This is a genomic window from Providencia burhodogranariea DSM 19968 (assembly GCF_000314855.2).
Classification (GTDB): domain Bacteria; phylum Pseudomonadota; class Gammaproteobacteria; order Enterobacterales; family Enterobacteriaceae; genus Providencia; species Providencia burhodogranariea.
On the sequence record NZ_KB233222.1, the window covers coordinates 2165342 to 2185892 of the forward strand.

A 20551-nucleotide genomic window follows, 5' to 3' on the forward strand; every position below is an offset into this window, starting at 1 on the left:
GTGTGTGTGTGTGTGTGTGTGTGTGTGTGTGTGTGTGTGTGTGTGTGTGTGTGTGTGTGTGTGTGGTTGGTTGGTTGGTTGGTTGGTTAACGGGAGGTAATTGAGTGGCATTCAAGGATAACAAATAAAAAACGGCGCATTAAACATAAGCACCGTTTTGAACTAATAATTAAGATTTATAATCAGTTATTGATCATAAATATTTACACGGTCACGCAATTCCTTACCTGGTTTGAAGTGAGGAACGTATTTGCCTTCCAATTCCACCTTGTCTCCAGTTTTTGGGTTACGCCCAACACGCGGAGCACGGTAGTGAAGAGAAAAACTGCCGAATCCGCGGACTTCTATACGTTCACCACTAGCCAGCGTATCAGCCATATGTTCGAGAATTTCTTTAATTGCTTCCTCGATGGTTTTTGCTGAAAGATGCGATTGCTGGCTAGCCAGTCTTTCTATTAACTCAGACTTGGTCATAGTACCTCCCTAAACTACCGTTACAAAGGGGCAACATCTGTTACCCCCAACTTAATTATTCGCCTTTAGCTGCTTTGAAAGCTTCAGCCATTGCGTTGTTGCTAAAACTAGTTTCTTCTTGTTTGTTCACAGTTGCGATAGCATCTTTTTCATCAGCTTCGTCTTTTGCACGAACAGAAAGATTGATTACACGATTTTTACGATCAACACCAGTGTATTTAGCTTCTACATCATCACCGACGCTCAGAACCAGAGTTGCATCTTCAACACGGTCACGTGAAGCTTCTGATGCACGCAGGTAACCTTCAACGCCCAGAGTCAGCTCAACAGTTGCGCCTTTAGCATCAACTGCGATAACTTTACCAGTAACGATTGCGCCTTTCTTAGTTGCAGCTAAGTAGTTATTGAATGGATCTTCAGCTAACTGCTTAACGCCTAGAGAGATACGCTCACGTTCTGCGTCGACTTGCAGAACAACAGCTGCGATTTCGTCACCTTTTTTGTATTCACGTACTGCTTCTTCGCCTGTAACGTTCCAGGAGATATCAGACAAGTGAACAAGGCCATCAATGCCGCCTTCCAATCCGATGAAGATACCGAAGTCAGTGATTGACTTGATTTTACCTTCAACGCGGTCGCCTTTGTTGTGAGTTTCTGCAAATTGCTGCCATGGGTTAGATTTGCATTGTTTCAGGCCTAGGGAGATACGACGACGTTCTTCATCGATATCCAGAACCATAACTTCAACAACATCACCAACGTTAACAACTTTAGATGGGTGGATGTTTTTGTTAGTCCAATCCATTTCTGAAACGTGAACCAGACCTTCAACGCCTTCTTCGATTTCTACGAAGCAGCCGTAATCAGTCAGGTTAGTAACGCGACCAGTCAGTTTAGTACCTTCTGGGTAACGTTTAGCGATTGCGACCCAAGGATCTTCGCCCAGTTGTTTCAGACCTAGAGAAACACGAGTGCGCTCACGGTCGAATTTCAGAACTTTAACTGTGATTTCATCACCAACATTGACGATTTCGCTTGGGTGTTTAACACGTTTCCAAGCCATATCAGTGATGTGCAGCAGGCCATCAACACCGCCAAGATCAACAAATGCACCGTAGTCAGTAAGGTTCTTAACGATACCTTTAACTTCCATGCCTTCTTGCAGATTTTCTAGCAGTTGATCACGTTCTGCGCTGCTTTCAGATTCAATTACAGCACGACGAGAAACTACAACGTTGTTGCGTTTCTGATCTAGCTTAATTACTTTGAACTCTAGCTCTTTGCCTTCCAGATGCGTAGTATCACGAACTGGGCGAACATCTACCAGTGAACCTGGCAGGAATGCACGAATGCCGTTCAGTTCTACAGTGAAACCACCTTTAACTTTACCGTTAATAACACCAGTTACAGTTTCAGCTTCTTCGTAAGCTTTTTCCAGCATCAGCCATGCTTCGTGACGTTTAGCTTTCTCACGAGAAAGGATAGTTTCACCGAAACCATCTTCTACTGCATCCAGAGCTACGTCGATTTCGTCGCCAACTTGGATTTCAAGCTCACCCTGAGCATTTTTGAATTGTTCTACTGGGATTGCAGATTCAGACTTCAGACCTGCGTCAACCAGAACAACGTCTTTATCGATGGCAACAACTGTACCACGGACGATAGAACCAGGACGAGTTTCAATATTCTGCAGGGATTCTTCAAAGAGTTGAGCAAAAGATTCTGTCATATTAATGATCTTCAAGAGTTTTTAATTAACGTCCATTCAGCATCCGGCCAGATGGGGTTGTTTCACATACCCCACAACTTTCCATGTCATAAGGTTGCTACTATGCCAAGTCAAAAAATTAACATAGTATTAAGTGCGTATACTATCTACATTATGAGTTAAAATACAGCCAATTATTAAGATAATTGCAGAATTTTTTTCGCATAGGCATGTGCTTTTTCAATGACTTCCTCAATAGACATACTTGTTGAGTCGAGTATTAAAGCATCCTTAGCGGCAATTAAAGGTGCAACCGTGCGGTTACGGTCCCGATAATCACGTTCCTGTATTTCGGCCAAAAGTCGTTCAAAGTTAACATCAAACCCTTTATCCTGCAACTGCTTCATACGTCGATGAGCTCGTTCTTCAGCGGAAGCATCAAGGAAAATTTTAACAGGTGCATCAGGGAAAACCACTGTTCCCATGTCTCGACCATCTGCAATTAGGCCCGGCATGGTTTTAAACGCTCGCTGACGTCGAAGCAATGCCTCTCTTACACGAGGAAAAGTAGCTGTTTGAGAAGCCGTATTGCCGACAGTCTCTGTGCGAATCTGATTCGAGACATCTTCACCTTCTAAGATCACTTTCAGTTGATTTTCTTCGGGAACAAAACGGACATCTAAATTAGCAGCAAGTGGGACTAGCGCATCTTCTGATTGGATATCGACATGATGGTGCAATGCAGCTAATGCGAGAACACGATAAATCGCACCAGAGTCTAATAATTGCCATCCAAATTTATTTGCTAGCGCTTGGCATAACGTACCTTTACCAGCTCCGCTTGGTCCATCAACGGTTATTACAGGGGCAATTGCCTCCATAAAAGGTCTCCTTCTCTGCAAGTAGTGTAACCACCTGCAATTAAAATCTGTGCCGATATTATACCTACTCGACAGTTTTGTGAAATAAGCAGGTTAGAATGTAAGAGATAAAAATATTTAAACTAGAGGATAAATCACAAGTGCAGAGGTAGATTTGACTGACACTAAATTAGCTAATGCCAGTCATTCGAATGATTCAAAAATTAGCTAAGATGCGCTAATTGTTCAAAATAATTAGGAAATGTTTTTGCTGTGCAACCAGGATCAAGAATAGTAACGGGTGTATCTGACAGAGCAACTAACGAAAAACACATAGCAATGCGGTGATCATTATAAGTTTCAATTTCAGCATGTTTAAGTTTTACTGGAGGTTTAATACGAATAAAATCATGCCCTTCTTCCACTTCTGCGCCAACTTTACGTAATTCAGTTGCCATTGCATACAACCTATCCGTTTCTTTAACTCGCCAGTTATAGATATTACGAATAACTGTTTCACCTTTAGCGAACAGAGCCACGGTTCCAATTGTCATTGCTGCATCAGGAATAGCATTCATATCCATATCAATCCCTTTAAGGGTACCTCGTTCACATTCAACAAAGTCATCACCCCAACGGATTATGGCGCCCATTTTTTCGAGTACATTAGCAAATTTCGTGTCACCTTGCAGGCTATTACGGCCAATGCCTGTTACTCGAACTGTACCGCCTTTAATGGCGGCGGCGGCAAGAAAATAAGAAGCAGATGAAGCATCTCCTTCAACAAGGTACTCACCCGGCGATTGATATTGCTGTTGCCCTTTAATCACAAAGCATTGATATTCATGATTTTCCACTTTAATCCCAAAAGTAGCCATCAATGCCAATGTGATATCAATATAAGGTTTTGAAACTAGATCACCTGAGATTTTAAGAACCGTATCTTGTTGAGCTAATGGTGCCGCCATCAAGAGCGCAGTCAAAAATTGGCTCGATACTGAACCATCGACTGAAACTGTTCCGCCAGAAAAGCCACCACGTAGGCGGATTGGTGGATAGTTCTCTTGCTCTAAATATTCTATGACTGCACCACCTTCACGCAATGCATCGACTAAGTGACCAATTGGTCGCTCCTTCATACGAGGTTCACCCGTCAAAATAATATTGTTCTCAGCAAGCGATAATGCTGCGGTTAATGGTCGCATAGCCGTTCCCGCATTACCTAAGAATATTTCTAGTTCATTTGAATGGCTTAAACGACCGCCAAGACCTTGTACCGAACAGCGTGTTTTATCGCTGGAGAGCTGATATTCAACGCCAAGCAAGCTTAATGCATTCAGCATATGGCGAATATCATCACTATCTAATAAGTTTGTTAGCACCGTAGTGCCTTTAGCCATTGCCGCTAATAAAAGAGCTCGGTTCGATACACTTTTAGACCCTGGCAGGTTGATAGTACCGTTGATGGAAGAGATGGGTTGTAATGTCAGGGATTGCATAAAGAGCAGATTCTCCAGTATTGTTTGCCTAATTATTTATTATCGTTATCAAAAATGATATTTCAAAATCCAGCCCAACACTAATAGTGAGCTGGATAAGTTATTTACGCGTAGCGACGTTCAAAATCAGCCATAAAATCAACAAGGGCCTGAACACCTGCTAATGGCATTGCATTGTAAATTGATGCTCGCATGCCACCTGAAACACGATGTCCTTTGAGTGACAATAAGCCCAATGCGTTTGCTTCTTCAAGGAATTTTGCATCTAACGCTGGGTTTTGCATCTGAAATGGAACATTCATCCAAGAGCGGTTTTCAACTGCAACGCGGTTGATATAAAATTCGCTATTATCGATTGCATTATATAACAGCTGAGATTTTTCATAGTTGCGTTTTGCCATCTCTTGCAAACCACCCTGCTCTTTTAACCATTTGAAAACCATACCAGATAAGTACCAGGCAAATGTTGGTGGTGTATTAAACATTGAATCATATTTAGCAAGAACGGAATAATCAAAAATTGAAGGAGTCTGTGTTGATGCTTTACCCAACAAATCTTCGCGGATAATGACAATAGTTAGACCTGCCGGACCAATATTTTTTTGCGCACCAGCATAAACGACACCATATCGGCTGATATCAATGGGTTTAGACAAAATAGACGATGAGTAGTCCGCAATAATGACTTTATCATCTGGAAAATCAGGTTCTTCGTGAATAGCAAGTCCATCGATAGTTTCATTTGGACAATAGTGAATATAGGCTGCATCTTTGCTGAGTGGCCATTCACTCATGGGTTTAACACTCACAACACCATCTTTCTCTTGTTTAACGTAAATAATGTTCGGAGTGCAGTATTTTTTTGCTTCTTCTGCTGCTGATTCCGCCCAATAACCACCAACAATATAATCAGCTGTTGTTTTATCACCCAATAGATTCATTGGTAATGCTGCAAAGTGGCCGCGAGCTCCACCATGGCAAAATAATACTTTATAATTTTGTGGGATATTTAATAAATCACGCAAGTTCTGCTCAGCGTCTTCTGCTACAGCAATAAAATCTTTGCCACGATGGCTGACTTCCATAACTGAAACACCTAACCCCTTCCAATTACAAAATTCTTGTTCTGCACGACGCATGACTTCAACGGGCAGCATAGCTGGGCCCGCACTGAAATTATAAACCTGACTCATTGACCTCACCCTATCTTCAATAATGTTTGTTAAGTTAACTCAGTGACTATGGTTGTATCATCACGCGCTGCTTGCTGCAACGGTTATTGTCGAGTTGATTAGAAATACGATACGACAGATTTGTTGATAAAAAAGAGAGGGATTTTGTCAATGGCATCACAACAAATATAACCTTAATATTATGATGAAATAGATAACTAACAAAATAAAATCCCGATTATAGAATATTGACTATAATCGGGATCTAGACTGTTTCTATCAACAAACAATTAATTTGCTATTAAGCAATAACCTTATTAACAATTTCTATCGCTTCTTGCTCAATTTGGTGCAAATGCTCTTCACCGCGGAAACTTTCACAATAAATTTTGTATGCTTCTTCTGTGCCTGATGGGCGTGCAGCAAACCAACCGTGGTCAGTCATAATTTTAAGCCCGCCAATAGAAGCGCCATTACCTGGAGCTGTTGTTAAGCGTTGAGTTATTTTATCACCGGCTAAAGTATCCGCAGATACCATTTCTGGTGATAATTTGCTCAACTTAGCTTTTTGCTCGTGTGTTGCTTTTGCCTGAATTCGGCTATATACAGGTGAGCCAAATTTCTCAGCGAGTTTATTATAACGTTGCTGAGGGTTTTCACCCGTTACAGCTGTAATTTCAGCGGCAAGTAAGCACAGAATAATGCCATCTTTATCTGTTGACCAAGGTGTTCCATCAAATTTCAAGAAAGAGGCTCCCGCACTTTCTTCACCACCAAAGCCCAATGTTCCGTTAAATAACCCGTTAACGAACCATTTAAAACCGACAGGAACTTCGATAAGTTCGCGCCCAATATCAGCAACAACACGATCTATCATCGCACTTGATACTAGTGTTTTACCTACCGCAACATCTTTTCCCCATTGAGGACGATGTTGGAATAAGTAATCAATGGCAACAGCAAGGTAATGGTTTGGATTCATTAAACCTGCTGGAGTCACGATGCCATGACGATCATAATCAGGATCATTAGCAAAGGCTAAATCAAACTTCTCTTTCATGCCTAATAAACCGGCCATTGCCCAACGTGATGAGCAATCCATACGGATGATTCCATCGTGGTCAAGCGGCATAAATCGGAAAGTCTGATCCAGTTGGTCATTAACTAATTCAAGATCTAATTCATAGTATTCTGCTATTTTTCGCCAATATTCGATACCTGAACCGCCAAGTGGATCCACGCCAATTTTTAAGCCTGCTCGCTGAATGGCTTTCATATCAACCACTTCACCTAGAGCTATGACATAAGGCATTATCAAATCTTGTTCTATTACAAAATCACTTGCCTGTGCATCTTCAAAAGAAATACGTTTAATACCAACAAGGTTATCTGCAAGTAGTTGATTTGCATTTTGTTCGATCACAGAAGTTAAATCTGTATCAGCAGGCCCGCCATTTGATGGATTATATTTAATACCGCCATCTTCAGGTGGGTTGTGCGAAGGTGTAATAACAATGCCATCTGCAATATCTTGATGGTATTGGTTATAGCTAAGAATAGCATGGGATACAGCAGGAGTTGGCGTAAAACCATTATCTGCTTGAACAACAATATTGACTTGATTAGCAGCTAAAACCTCAATCACGGAAATAAAGGCAGCTTCAGACAATGCATGAGTGTCTTTACCAACAAAACACGGCCCAGTAACACCTTGTTGTTTGCGTAAATCAGCAATAGCTTGAGCAATCGCGAGAATATGATTTTCATTAAAATTCTTACGAGCTGAGCTACCTCGATGGCCTGATGTACCAAACTTCACCGCGTGTTCTGAATTACCAGACTGTGGCTGTAGCTGGTAATATTGAGCTGTCAGTTGTGCGACATTAATCAAATCAGTCTGAAGCGGAAGCTGCCCTGCACGTTCATGTATTGTCACTTGTTCTCTCCCAAAGCAATGGCATCGGGTTAACGATACCAGCAATGCTTCAATTTTTAGATAGTACTGCAAGCCTTCTCAATCACATTGGCAGGAAACTGCATCTCCTGCATGATGGCTTCAACCATGCTGCGTTTGCGATTGGTATTTGTGTTGGTGATCACCCAGTATGGTGTTCCCGGAATATGGCGCGGTTTAGATTGTTTACCCGCAGCTAATAACGTTTGCTCATCACCTGCAAAATAAACACGGGTACGACCATGCATTGACTCTGTTGCATTAGCAAAAATAGTTGAATCTAAACTATAAAGTGTAGATAGAATCAGCATAAAACGGTCTATTGCTTTGTTTTTTTCTGCATAAGCATCAGAGAGTAATAGTTCTCTCACCACTCGAACCGGATTTTGCGGCGTAATTTGTGTATTTTTTGTCTGTACAGCCTCTTCTGGCTCTTCATTGCCGAGTTTTTTTACTTGTACTGGCTGACCGGACTTAAAATTTAACATACGGCGCAAAATATCCGATGCACTTTCACCGATATGTTGTGTATGGCTGGCAATATAGCGGTAAAGCTCTTCATCAACTTCTATCGTTTTCATTTTTTCCCAGTACTTTATTTTAACTAAAATTTACTTTGAGATTATAAGATAGATTTCAAAAAAACAAAACAATTAAAATTTCAATAACTTAAAGCAAACATGAACCTAAGTTTAACGGTATTTCAGTAAGTTAACGCCTTATTGGTTATTTTGTGTTTGATGATAAAAAATACGTATTTTTAAGTTAATCAGAATAGCTAGATTCACTTCCTTCATTAATTGGTAGTACCGTATGATTAATCCCTTTATTTGGATTTTGACGCACTACATGCCATCATATATTTATATGTCGATTAACCAGTTGATAATTCAATATGACAAACCTGTTAAACTATACTATCCATAAACCTGAAACACCTATATCACCAACCCCTGTTGTACTTATTCATGGGCTATTTGGGGATCTTAACAATTTGGGTGTTATCGGCCGCGATCTACAGAAGTATTTTGAAACAATTCAAATTGATGTACGTAACCATGGTGACTCCTTTCGCTCTGAAAAAATGCAATATCGCGAAATGGCACAAGATGTGATGACACTTTTACAATCATTAGGGTATCACAATGCCATTTTAATCGGCCATTCAATGGGGGGGAAAATTGCGATGGCAGCGACAGAAATTGCACCTGATTTCATTGAAAAAATCGTTGTTATTGATATAGCTCCTGTTACTTACCAGACTCGCCGTCATGACACGATTATTACAGCATTGGAAGCCGTGCTTAAAAGCTGTGCGAAAACGCGTCAAGAAGCAACGCTAATTATGCGCGAATATCTTGAAGAAGACGGTATTATTCAATTTTTACTCAAATCTTTTCGTCAAGGTGAATGGAAATTTAACCTGCCAATAATCAAAGATAACTATGAACTGATTATTGGTTGGGAAACCGTACCTGCTTGGAATAAACCCGTCTTATTAATTCCCGGCGGGAACTCTCCTTACGTTCAATCTGAACATCGTAAGGAAATTACAGAGCAATTTCCAAATGCAAAAGCTTGGGTCGTTGCAGATGCTGGGCACTGGGTTCATGCGGAAAAGCCAGACCAAGTATTGAGAGCAATTCACCGTTTTCTTTCATTACCTGAGTTCAAATAAACTTACCACAACTTGGGATGTTAACTGTATGCATTTCAAGTTAGTCTTATAATTATTAATAATAATTATAAGACTAACTTCGATACACTTATAATTATTATCTCTGTATTATCTCATACCAAAGCCATTCAATTTCTATAAAACTGAACTTTATTGTATGTATATGACATAAAAATCAACCTAGATAAAAATACAAAATATTTTAATTGGAGAGTTAGCATAATAGTATTTATATGATTTGATATATTATACACATTAGTTTAAAAAAACCATATTTTATAAACAATAGTTATAAAAAGAACAACCAAATACATATTATATATTAAAGGAATATTTACATAAAAAATGGAACATGAAAAAACACAATCAATATTATATTTCATTGGCGTTATAATTAAATTAACAGGTGATATTAATCATGAAGAATTCAATCAGGCAATTATTCATAAAGAAAATTTGAGTGATATATTAAAATCAATAAATGAAAAATTTAATGTGAAATGTCAATATAAAAACCAAAGAGAAAAACAAATAAAAAAAATAGATAGCCCATCAATTATTTATGGTAATGATGGGAATGTATATTTATTAGCTAATTTCAATCATGAGCAAGTTCTTATACAACGATTTGGAAATCATCCACCTGAATTGTGGAGCATGTCTGAATTCAATCAATTATGGAGTGGCAAGTGGTTACACGTAAAACAAAAACAGAAAAAATTTAACGTTACTTGGTTTAGAACTGAGTTTTTAAAATATAAAGTGATTATTAGTTGGGTTTTATTGTTTTCATTTATTCTACAAATACTTGCTTTAGTTTCGCCTATTGTAATCCAAGTTATTATGGATAAGGTATTAGTCCATAATAGTTTAGCAACACTTGATGTGCTTATATTTGGTCTGATTGTTGCGGCCTGTATTGAAGTTACACTCAGAGGGTTACGAGAATACATTTACAATCATACGGTTAATCGTATTGATATAACTTTAGGATTAAAGCTAGTTAACCATTTATTACATCTCCCCATTTCATTTTTTAAAACTAGGCAAATTGGTGCGATTGTGACCAGAGTTAAAGAATTGGAAACTATCCGTGAATTTTTGACTGGGAGCTTTTTTACGCTTTGTGTTGATGTATTATTTTTATTTGTTTTTATTTATGTTATGAGTTTATTGTCATCGATACTCACTTTCGTATTTATTTGTTCTATTCCGTTTTATTTACTTGTTGCTTGGTGGCTAACACCTAAGATTGAAGCTGCTGCTCATCAACAATTTTCCAATATTGCTATCAATACGTCTTTTCTCACCGAAAGTATTAATGGCATTGAAACAGCAAAAAGTCTTTCAATTGAACCTAATTTTACCCGTCGATGGGATAATCAAACATCCGATATGAGCCATACGACTTTTGTTGCAGGCCAAATAAATTCACGATCTGAACACATCGTTATGGTGATAGAGAAACTCACGAGTGCCATTATTTTATGGATAGGGGCATCCGAAGTACTAGCTTTACAATTAACAATTGGGCAATTCATCGCGTTTCATATGATGGTTAACCATGCAAGTCAGCCACTAGTGAAACTTGTCAAGCTATGGGGTGACTATATCAGAACCAAAGTTGCAATTGAAAAGTTGGCTCAAATTATAAATTTACCGACAGAACAAACGAAACAAGGTGCACATAAGACCTTACACGGTAATATTGATTTACATGACATTTCTTTCCGTTACCAACCTAACATGCCTTACATTCTCGATAACTTTAATTTATCTATTCGTGCTGGTGAAACATTGGGAATAGTTGGTACATCAGGCTCAGGTAAAAGTACTCTAGCGCGCTTATTATTACGATTATACACACCTGAAAAAGGCACTGTTTTACTTGATGGTACTCCATTAGCATCTGTAAGTATTCATTCATTAAGAGAACAAATTGGTATCGTATTACAAGAAAATTTTCTTTTTAATCAAACAGTCTTCGATAATATAGCTCAAACTCGTCCCAATGCGTCTTTGGATGAAGTAATGCATTCCGCTAAAATGGCCGGAGCGCATGATTTTATTTTAAAATTGCCTATGGGTTATGATACGGTCTTATCAGAGGGGGGGGCTTCGTTATCCGGAGGCCAACGCCAACGTATTGCTATAGCTCGAACCCTTCTAGCAAATCCTAAAATTATTATTTTCGATGAAGCCACCAGTGCGTTGGATGATGAGTCCCAGGCTGTCATTCAGGAAAATATGCAAGTTATTGCTCAAGGTAGAACGGTTATTACCATCGCTCACCGCCTATCCACAATTCGTCATCATCAACGCATTATTGTTATGCGAGAAGGCAAAATTATTGAACAAGGAAGTCATCAGCAATTAATTGAACAAGGTCAGTTTTATAGACATTTATGGGCATTACAGCAATCTTTTAAATAATTACATGGATGGTAGTTATGAACAAACAATCTACAAACAAACGGTATGATAGCTTTTTACCGTCTCATTTAGCACTACTTAAAAGTCCGCCTTCTTATCTCGCATTAACGATAGCGATCATTATTAGTTTAGGTATTTTATGTGCAATTATATGGTCATATATTGGGAAGTTAGATATTCAAGCTACAATGCAAGGTAAGTTAATTGTTTCAGGTCGAACACAATTAATCCAAGCATTCGAACTTAGTCGCCTCCAACATATTTATGTCACTGACGGCCAAAAGGTTAAACAAGGTGATGCCTTGTTACGGGTTAATGTGTTAGGCATAAATCAAGATATTCTTAATCTCAGCTATAAAGTTAATTTTCAACTTATTGAAAAGTTAGTTCACCACTCGTTGCTTAATCAAAAACCACCTGAGTTATCTGCTGAGTTTGCTCAATTATTACCAAAAGAGCAACAACGGGTAGCACTTAGTTATAAAAGTATTAAAAATGAATATGATGCGTTAGTTAATGAAATTAATAATGAAATCACACTCAATAGAACTAATTATACCGCAAGGGAACACGAACTAAAGGACATACATGCTCTCATCATTAACATTAAAAAACGCCTCCGTGCCTATAGCTCACTTAATAAAAAACAGATAATTAGTGAAAAAGAGTTTTTAGAACAAGAGCGTGAGCTTTTAATGGCTAAAAAAGAAAAAACGACTAAATTAGCCGACTTAGCAATACTCAATAGTCAGAACCACTCATTACAGGAAAAACTTAATAAGCTAAAAACCCAAAAAACTCAAGAATGGTATGATAAATACAGACAAGCTGAATTTAATCATGCTTCATCTGAACAGGAATTATTCAAAAATCAGGAAAGAGAACAATTAAAAATTATTCGCTCACCTGTTAATGGCACAGTACAGCAATTAGCAACCCATACTATAGGTGCTGTATTACAGCCCGCTCAACAACTTATGGTGATCGTTCCCAACAATGATGTTCAACTTGCTGAAGTGAAAATTTTAAATAAAGACATTGGGTTCATTCGTGAAGGACAAAGTGCTACGGTCAAAATTGATGCTTTTCCTTATACACGTTATGGCACTATTAAAGGTGAGGTTATTTCTATTTCAAGAGATAGCACCCAAGATGAGCAATTAGGTTTGGTATTCTTAGGACAAATTGGCTTAAATAAAAAAAGTTTGCTTGTCGAAAATAAGGAAATAGAGCTCACCCCAGGTTTATCTATTACAGCAGAAGTCAAAACTGAAAAACGTCGCGTTATCGATTATTTATTGAGCCCAATTCAGGAATATACCTCTACTGCAATGAGGGAGAAATAATCAATGGCCACAAATCAAAATAATTATGGTTTAGAAGCGCTAGTCTGGATAGCCAACTACTACCAGAAAAATGTCACTAAAGATCAATTAATGCATTCAATTGGTATGCAATCTATTTCACCTACAGATTGGGAAATTAGGGAATGTGCCCATATTTCTGGTTATGAAACTTCACTTCTTGCACTAGACAAACCAATTTTGACCGATATTCCACTCCCTGCTCTGATCTGCCTAAATGGATATTGGCTAGTTTTATCTAAGAACAAAGACGACGAACATATTTTAATTCATCCTGAGACTGGGGAACAATCTAAATGGTGTAATTATAAATTGAATGAAACAGCGAATATCTCCCTACTATTAGTAAAAGAACAATTTGAAAGTGAACAAAAAATAAAATTTGGTATTGGCTGGTTTATCCCATCGATATTACGCCAACGCTCTCAACTCAAAAACATTTTTATACTGGCCGCAATTGTGCAACTATTTGCGTTAATCAGCCCGTTATTATTTCAAAATGTCATCGATAAAGTTCTAGTTGGACGCAGTTTAAATAGCCTTCATGTATTAGCAATAGCCATAGTGAGTATTTCATTTGCTGAGCCTATTTATAGTTTCATTCGAAATAAAATTTTTAGCCATACAAGTACTCAAATAAGTGCTGAATTATCAGGCAAATTATATCGGCATTTAATGGCGCTTCCATTGAACTATTTTAAATTGCGCCCTACTGGAAAAATCATTGCTCGCATAAGAGAAATGGCTCATATTCGCCAATTTTTAACTGGCTCAACATTGATGCTATTTATCGATTTACTATTCGTTAGTTTATTTATCGCTGTTTTATTTTCATATAGCGCGATCATGTCATGGATCTTAATTGGTTCCTTAGTCGTTTTTTTCATTCTATGGATGATACTTGGCCCGATAATTCGCCAGCAAACCGAGAAGTCTTATCAAGCTGATGAGAATGGATTAACCTTTTTAACTGAAGCTATAACCGGAATTGAAACAATTAAAACGACAGCAACCGAAAAATACTTTTATCAACGCTGGCAAAAACTCCTTAGTAAACAATTAACTCAAGGATTTAAAGTATCTATACGGAGTGAGGTTGCATCACAATTAATGACTCTTGTGAGCAAGATAACGATTGCCGCTTTACTTTGGGTTGGAGTAAAGGAAGTTATGAATGGTGGGATAACACCTGGTGAGTTAGTTGCCTATAACATGTTAAGCGCTCATGTAACCCAACCAGTTTTGAGATTAGCTCAAATTTGGCAAGATTTTCAACATACCATTATCTCCCTTCGTCGAGTAGGAGACATTCTCGATGAACCCGTTGAAAATGAAAGAAAAGGTATAGTCAGCTCAGCATCAATTCAAGGTCAGATTGATTTTCAAAATATCCGTTTTCGTTATCAACCTGAAACGCCAGAAGTTCTTAATAACCTCTCTTTATCTGTAAAAGCGGGTGAATTTATTGGTATTACAGGGCCTTCTGGTTCTGGAAAAAGTACCTTAACGAAACTGTTACAACGATTATACATTCCCCAACATGGGCAAGTGATAGTAGACGGTATGGATTTATCAGTGAGTGATACTGTCGCATTAAGGCGTCGTATGAGCGTAGTATTACAAGAAAGCATGTTATTTGTAGGAACTATAAAAGAAAACATTCGTTTGAGTAAGCCGCAAGCCAGCGATCATGACATTATTCAATCGGCTAAACTCGCAGGGGCTTATGAATTTGTGATGTCATTACCGGATAACTTTGATTATCACTTATCAGAACGCGGCCTCAATCTTTCAGGAGGGCAGCGCCAACGAATTGCTCTTGCGAGAGCTTTGCTCACTGAACCTGATATACTAATACTCGACGAGGCTACATCTGCATTAGATTACGAATCAGAAGCCGCTATTATGGCTAATATGCCTTTAATAACAAAAGGAAGAACCGTGATCAGCATCGCTCATCGCTTAAATACGATTATGCATGCAGACAAAATTTGTGTTATTCGTGATGGTGAAGTCGCAGAAATGGATACACACGAAAATTTACTACAACAAAATGGCGTATATGCTCATTTGTGGCAACAACAGACTAGTTAATCTAATAAAAGCATCAATGAATGACACGTTGATGCTTTTTCAATCAAACCTTTCTTTTTTTTACTATCAATGACTTTCGCTCAACATGCAGCTATGGCACAAGAGAAGCAGCTAGGGTATCATTGCGCGCTGGATTATTGGTACACGCCCTTTAGCATTAAAAAAATATGGCAAAAGAACAAACTGATCGCACTACACTTGATTTGTTCGCTGAGGAACGCAGGCCTGGGCGACCTAAAACAAGTCCGCTTTCGCGGGATGAGCAATTAAGAATCAACAAACGTAACCAACTCAAGCGAGATAAAGTCAAAGGACTGCGCCGTGTTGAATTGAAATTAAATGAAGATGCTGTCGCCATTTTGAACCAGTTGGCTGATGAAAAAAACATGAGCCGTAGCGAACTAATTGAAGAAATACTCATGTCTCAATTAGAACAGGTCTATGAGCCTTCAGGTAAATAATTCATCTTCATAAATCACACAAATTCGACAGACTTTTTCGCATTTTTTCGCCAAAATGGGGCGTAAAATTCTACTTACTTTAGTTCAAATTTAGCCCTATCTGGCCCTATTAATACATTAAACCAGATCGGAAAAACAAGAGGTTATTCACTTTATGGCAGTCATAGGCATTTTCTTCGGTAGTGATACAGGTAACACAGAAAATATTGCCAAAATGATCCAAGAAAGATTAGGCAAAGACAACGCTGAAGTTCATGATATCGCAAAATGTAGCAAAGAAGATATTGAGGCTTTCGATATCCTGCTTCTAGGTATTCCAACTTGGTACTATGGTGAAGCTCAATGTGATTGGGATGACTTTTTCCCAACTCTCGAAGAAATTGATTTTGAAGGTAAACTTGTTGCTTTATTTGGCTGTGGTGATCAAGAGGACTATGCAGAGTACTTCTGTGATGCAATGGGCACCATTCGCGATATTATTGAACCACGAGGCGCAGTCATCGTGGGTCATTGGCCAACAGATGGCTACCATTTTGAAATATCTAAAGGCATGGCTGATGATAACCATTTTATCGGGCTTGCAATTGATGAAGACCGCCAGCCAGAGCTAACTGAAGAACGCGTCGATGCATGGGTAAAACAAATTTCAGAAGAGATGTCGCTGGCAGAAATTATTGGTTAACTTGCCAATCAGCACAGATTACTGACATTATCATAATAATGAGACAATGCATGGTTTCTATTTTCTATTTCCATGTCTATAATTGTAAATCAGTTTAGAAGACAACTGAATTTATGTTATAAACGTCTAATTATTGTTAAATTTATGATTTAAGATACAGGACAAACCCGCATGACAGACAACAATAAAGCATTGAAAAATGCTGGACTCAAAGTCACTCTTCCAAGATTAAAAATTTTGGAAGTACTTCAGGAGCCTGAGTGCCATCACGTCAGTGCGGAAGATCTCTATAAAAAGCTGATTGATATGGGCGAAGAGATCGGTCTGGCTACGGTATACCGCGTATTAAACCAGTTTGATGATGCAGGTATTGTAACGCGCCATAACTTCGAAGGCGGTAAATCCGTTTTTGAACTGACGCAACAACACCATCATGACCATTTGATTTGTTTAGACTGTGGAAAAGTTATCGAATTTTCTGATAAATCAATCGAAGATCGTCAAACAAATATCGCAGCTCGTCATGGAATTAAGCTTTCTAACCATAGCTTATATCTATACGGCCACTGTGCAGACGGCAGTTGCCGTGATAACGCAGATGCTCACGAAGCAAAAGAATAATACGTTATCATCTTAATACTATTTAGAATGAGTTATCTCTATAACAAATAACTCAATAAATTAATACCAGTCAGCTGCCCTGTCTGGTATTTTTTATTGAGGCACTTCTTTCTCAATTTTATTTTCACTTCTCAAAAGAAAAAATCATATCCTCGATTAATTCGACCGAAAATGAATCTTAAAAAATTAACAGTTCTACAATACTAATGGTATTTTGAAAACATGTGCCGCGAGAGTTTTTGCTAATAAATATAACTATAACCCACTCTAACACTTTTAGAAGATGTTCTTCTTTTTTAAAATAAAAGTGGTATATCTGATGTTTTAAATAATTTAACAGTATAAACGAATAATAGTCTCACCTAAGTAGTCTTTTTTTAGAGTTTATAATATGGTTATTAGTCAATAGTTAAGAGCTACAATCAATTTAAAAAAATACTTTTTAAATTATCCATTTTAGAGACCTGATATCATAACACCAAGATCTTTCAACTAAGCATATCAAGATTAACTAATAACCATTACTCTAAAAAAAATTTACTCCTCACTTGATATAATATAAATATAAATTTATATTTACCCTTATTCAAGATAGTTGTTCATTAATAAATAACTCTTAATTAATTGTTGAAAATAAAATTCAGGAAAAATAAAAAATATAGATAGTATAATTCATTAAAATCATGCATCAAAAAAACAAATACTTTTCATTTCAATAACCATTCAATCCAATCAAAAATCACGCAAATTAAACGCTTAAAATCAATAGGTTACAAAAAAAACTAAAAATCTAAATTTTAGTTCATAAAATTCACAGAAAGATTAAATAGTATCAAAGATGAAATTCATATCCGTTATAAGCAATATAATGAATTATAAAAAATGAAAATTAAATTTATGAATCAATATTTTTCATTAGTGATGAAGAATAAGTTAAGCTATTTTATTCAGGCATTAACCATATAAAATATAATTTATTCACCTTTAAAATAACTAGGGGTTATTCCTATGAAAATATCTAACACTAACTTTGATAATGCTATTATAACTACACAAACATCACAACCTTCACTAGAAAAATCATATCAAGAAATAAACAAATTAACTCGAACGATTAACGCTATAAATAATAATATTCACATATACTATAATAAACCAATTGCTATTAAAGAAGACATAATTAACAATAAGCACAATATATTAATAAAAGTAAATAAATTTATAACTGAACATGATGAAAATTCAATTGTTAGGTTTAAAAATGGAAAATTCAAATTAGGAAAACCTAATGGATTTTTAAAGAATATATTCCATGGGGCCCGTTATCAGGCTGAACGTGCTGCTGCTGCAAAAATAGCAAATATAAATGTCGGGAAAACTTCTGCATCTCAAATCAGAGATTCCCTTAATACGGGGATAATAAATATGAAATATGAGATTTCACTATTGAACGATGAAAAAGAAGAGCTACAAACCAAGATTAATAAAATTGAATTAAAACTTGATATTGTATAACTTTAAATTAATATAGCAGAAAAATAACATAATCTAATCTATAAAATGCAAAACATCGTGAAATAGAACAGCGATACTATACAGAAAAATCAGTCTCAAGGATTGAGACTTTTATATTATCCTTCTAATCATTTAGAAAAAAATCACTATTTTACATCTCCATCGATTTAGAATACGTGTTATCTGTTAGATACTTTAAAATAAACACTTTATCATTAGAATTAGCTAAGTGATATTTAATCATACAATAATTTAATCTATGCTAGCTCCCTAATCAGCCTTAGGTATAAGAAATATTTCCCCCGTTTATTAACTATCAATATTATTTTTTATCTGAACATAATATAAATAGACATTAACGATAAAAAATCTATTTCTATGGTAAACAATCAGGGAGCAAACACAAAATTACATACCTTATTTCATTTAGTAGAAATCAATTTGAATTCTGACTATAAAAACAATTATTGGTACATACTAAACCATTTAAGTTTTTATTATTTATAATATCTTCATTAAATTAAAAGCCTATCACTGTTCTATTATTTTTTGGTTGTAGTAGCTGTTCCATCAAAAATAGTGAACGGCATCATAACCATAAACTTAATATCTTTTTCATCTTGGAATATATTCCCGAATCCACCTGCACCAGTAGGAATATCGGTATGGTTATCATATTTAGTAAAGTGTAATTTAAATAAGGTATCTTTAGCTTTGCCAGTTTGGATGGTATATAAGATGTCAACATTCCAAGCACTTTCTTTTAACCGTACATCTTGATTAAATTTGGGATTGGTACTTGGTTTTGCATCCCATCCATACACATAAGATGTTCCAACTTTCCAGCCAGCTAGATCCCATTTTTTCAAATCATACATCACACCAGCAAAGACGGCTTTTTCATTGTTTGCATTAAAGTCAGAGCGGCCATCCCACCAAATATCTAATCGGCCATTTGAGGTTGCATAACCCGGTGTCATACGCTGTAAGAAATATCCTTGATTACCTTTAGCTTTAGTATATGTACCTTCAAGTCGGAAATCGAATTGATCGTAGGTATAGCCTAATGTCATTGCTTGGAGGAAAGCAAGCCCATCATAGACATCATTGACAGCACCATTTGTTACTTTATCTTTCGCTCCATAGAATTGATAAGACATACTTAAATCACGTGAAGCAACTGGCATGGTATAGGCGACTTTACCAAAGTATTGATCCATATAGTCTTTGGCCTGGCCATACGCACCTTCCAGCACTAAAGAATTTTTAAAATCATATTTCAAACCAATTGAATGTAAATAGCTAATACCTGTCTTCCCATCGGCTTCACGGAAGTTATACATGTCTCTATACCAAGGTGCTTTATAGTGGTCTGTCCACATATAAGACATGCTAAGCTCACCTTTTTCATCAAAATCAAATGCTGCACCCACCTCAACCCCTCGATAGGTTCCTGGCATATAACTCCAGTGGGGAGCTAATAGTGTTTGCCCTGAAGGCTGAATATAGCCACCTTTTCCCCAAAATGGACCATATTTCATTTTAGCTGCCGCTTTATAAACACTGAAACCACTAGTGTCACCGTTCCATTTTTCATCCCATCGTGATTTTGCATTACTAAAACCTATTTCATTAGGAGCAGCAGGTCCACCATTTGATAATTCAACCGCAGTAAATGCCGCAAGATCTAAACCAATAACATCTTGAAAATAACCCGATGAAAAATCAAGACTGGCATTTGCACTAGAATGTTTAAGATTATCCACATATTTTTTATATTTATCACTAGCTGGATTTAAATCTTTTCTTGATCGATCACGTTGCCAATAATAAATTCCACCTTTAAGAGTTGAATTATCTAAAAATTGTTCGGCAAAACTTATTGGTTGATAGGTTATTGGAAGTAATGTAATCATTATTTTAAGCGCAAGAATCCTCCTGCCACTATTGACATTTATATTAATCATTTAGTATTCCCTCAGCTTTTTATATTATTTTCAATGTGATTTATTTGTAGTCGTTCTTTTAATAAAATT

The 20551-nt window shown here is 36.9% G+C and carries 16 protein-coding genes; 8 read left to right on the forward strand and 8 right to left on the reverse strand.

The window, feature by feature from the left end; translation table 11 throughout:
- Window positions 1–186: 186 nt before the first annotated feature.
- The 7 genes from ihfB to seqA all read right to left on the reverse strand — a co-directional run bounded on the left by ihfB (window position 187) and on the right by seqA (window position 8248).
- A complete protein-coding gene (ihfB, locus tag OOA_RS09260; protein WP_008911889.1) occupies window positions 187–474 on the reverse strand; it encodes an integration host factor subunit beta in 288 nt (95 codons plus the stop codon).
- A 55-nt stretch (window positions 475–529) separates the two neighbouring features.
- The gene (rpsA, locus tag OOA_RS09265; protein WP_008911890.1) at window positions 530–2203 is read right to left on the reverse strand and encodes a 30S ribosomal protein S1; all 1674 of its coding nucleotides are present in this window, start codon (window positions 2201–2203) and stop codon (window positions 530–532) included.
- Between the two features lie 176 nt (window positions 2204–2379).
- The gene (gene cmk, locus OOA_RS09270) at window positions 2380–3063 is read right to left on the reverse strand and encodes a (d)CMP kinase (RefSeq protein WP_008911891.1); all 684 of its coding nucleotides are present in this window, start codon (window positions 3061–3063) and stop codon (window positions 2380–2382) included.
- 203 nt (window positions 3064–3266) lie between these two features.
- Entirely contained in the window at window positions 3267–4541 is a 1275-nt protein-coding gene (aroA, locus tag OOA_RS09275; protein ID WP_008911892.1) for a 3-phosphoshikimate 1-carboxyvinyltransferase, read from the reverse strand.
- 104 nt (window positions 4542–4645) lie between these two features.
- Entirely contained in the window at window positions 4646–5734 is a 1089-nt protein-coding gene (gene serC / locus OOA_RS09280; RefSeq protein ID WP_008911893.1) for a 3-phosphoserine/phosphohydroxythreonine transaminase, read from the reverse strand.
- A 280-nt stretch (window positions 5735–6014) separates the two neighbouring features.
- Window positions 6015–7649, reverse strand: a complete 1635-nt coding sequence (gene pgm / locus OOA_RS09285; RefSeq protein ID WP_008911894.1) for a phosphoglucomutase (alpha-D-glucose-1,6-bisphosphate-dependent) — start codon at window positions 7647–7649, stop codon at window positions 6015–6017.
- Between the two features lie 56 nt (window positions 7650–7705).
- The gene (gene seqA / locus OOA_RS09290; RefSeq protein WP_008911895.1) at window positions 7706–8248 is read right to left on the reverse strand and encodes a replication initiation negative regulator SeqA; all 543 of its coding nucleotides are present in this window, start codon (window positions 8246–8248) and stop codon (window positions 7706–7708) included.
- A gap of 314 nt (window positions 8249–8562) precedes the next feature.
- Here seqA and OOA_RS09295 point away from each other — a divergent pair, with 314 nt between their 5' ends.
- The 8 genes from OOA_RS09295 to OOA_RS09330 all read left to right on the forward strand — a co-directional run bounded on the left by OOA_RS09295 (window position 8563) and on the right by OOA_RS09330 (window position 18515).
- The gene (locus tag OOA_RS09295; RefSeq protein ID WP_008911896.1) at window positions 8563–9345 is read left to right on the forward strand and encodes an alpha/beta fold hydrolase; all 783 of its coding nucleotides are present in this window, start codon (window positions 8563–8565) and stop codon (window positions 9343–9345) included.
- Between the two features lie 345 nt (window positions 9346–9690).
- On the forward strand, window positions 9691–11778 hold the full coding sequence (locus OOA_RS09300) for a peptidase domain-containing ABC transporter (RefSeq protein WP_008911897.1): 2088 nt from the start codon (window positions 9691–9693) through the stop codon (window positions 11776–11778).
- A gap of 17 nt (window positions 11779–11795) precedes the next feature.
- The gene (locus tag OOA_RS09305) at window positions 11796–13124 is read left to right on the forward strand and encodes an HlyD family type I secretion periplasmic adaptor subunit (protein ID WP_008911898.1); all 1329 of its coding nucleotides are present in this window, start codon (window positions 11796–11798) and stop codon (window positions 13122–13124) included.
- Between the two features lie 3 nt (window positions 13125–13127).
- Window positions 13128–15236 carry a type I secretion system permease/ATPase gene (locus OOA_RS09310; RefSeq protein ID WP_008911899.1) on the forward strand — a complete coding sequence of 703 codons (2109 nt, stop codon included), beginning with the start codon at window positions 13128–13130 and terminating at the stop codon, window positions 15234–15236.
- A 167-nt stretch (window positions 15237–15403) separates the two neighbouring features.
- Complete coding sequence (gene ybfE, locus OOA_RS09315; RefSeq protein ID WP_008911900.1) at window positions 15404–15697, forward strand: LexA regulated protein; 294 nt, start codon at window positions 15404–15406, stop codon at window positions 15695–15697.
- 154 nt (window positions 15698–15851) lie between these two features.
- Entirely contained in the window at window positions 15852–16379 is a 528-nt protein-coding gene (gene fldA, locus OOA_RS09320; RefSeq protein WP_008911901.1) for a flavodoxin FldA, read from the forward strand.
- A gap of 171 nt (window positions 16380–16550) precedes the next feature.
- Window positions 16551–17000 (forward strand): ferric iron uptake transcriptional regulator, encoded by a 450-nt coding sequence (gene fur, locus OOA_RS09325; protein WP_008911902.1) that lies wholly within the window; start codon window positions 16551–16553, stop codon window positions 16998–17000.
- Between the two features lie 1008 nt (window positions 17001–18008).
- A complete protein-coding gene (locus tag OOA_RS09330) occupies window positions 18009–18515 on the forward strand; it encodes a hypothetical protein (protein ID WP_008911903.1) in 507 nt (168 codons plus the stop codon).
- 542 nt (window positions 18516–19057) lie between these two features.
- Here the strand turns inward: OOA_RS09330 and chiP are convergent.
- Window positions 19058–20482: a chitoporin ChiP gene (gene chiP, locus OOA_RS09335; RefSeq protein ID WP_040690914.1), complete on the reverse strand. Its 1425-nt coding sequence runs from the start codon at window positions 20480–20482 to the stop codon at window positions 19058–19060.
- Window positions 20483–20551 lie beyond the last annotated feature (69 nt).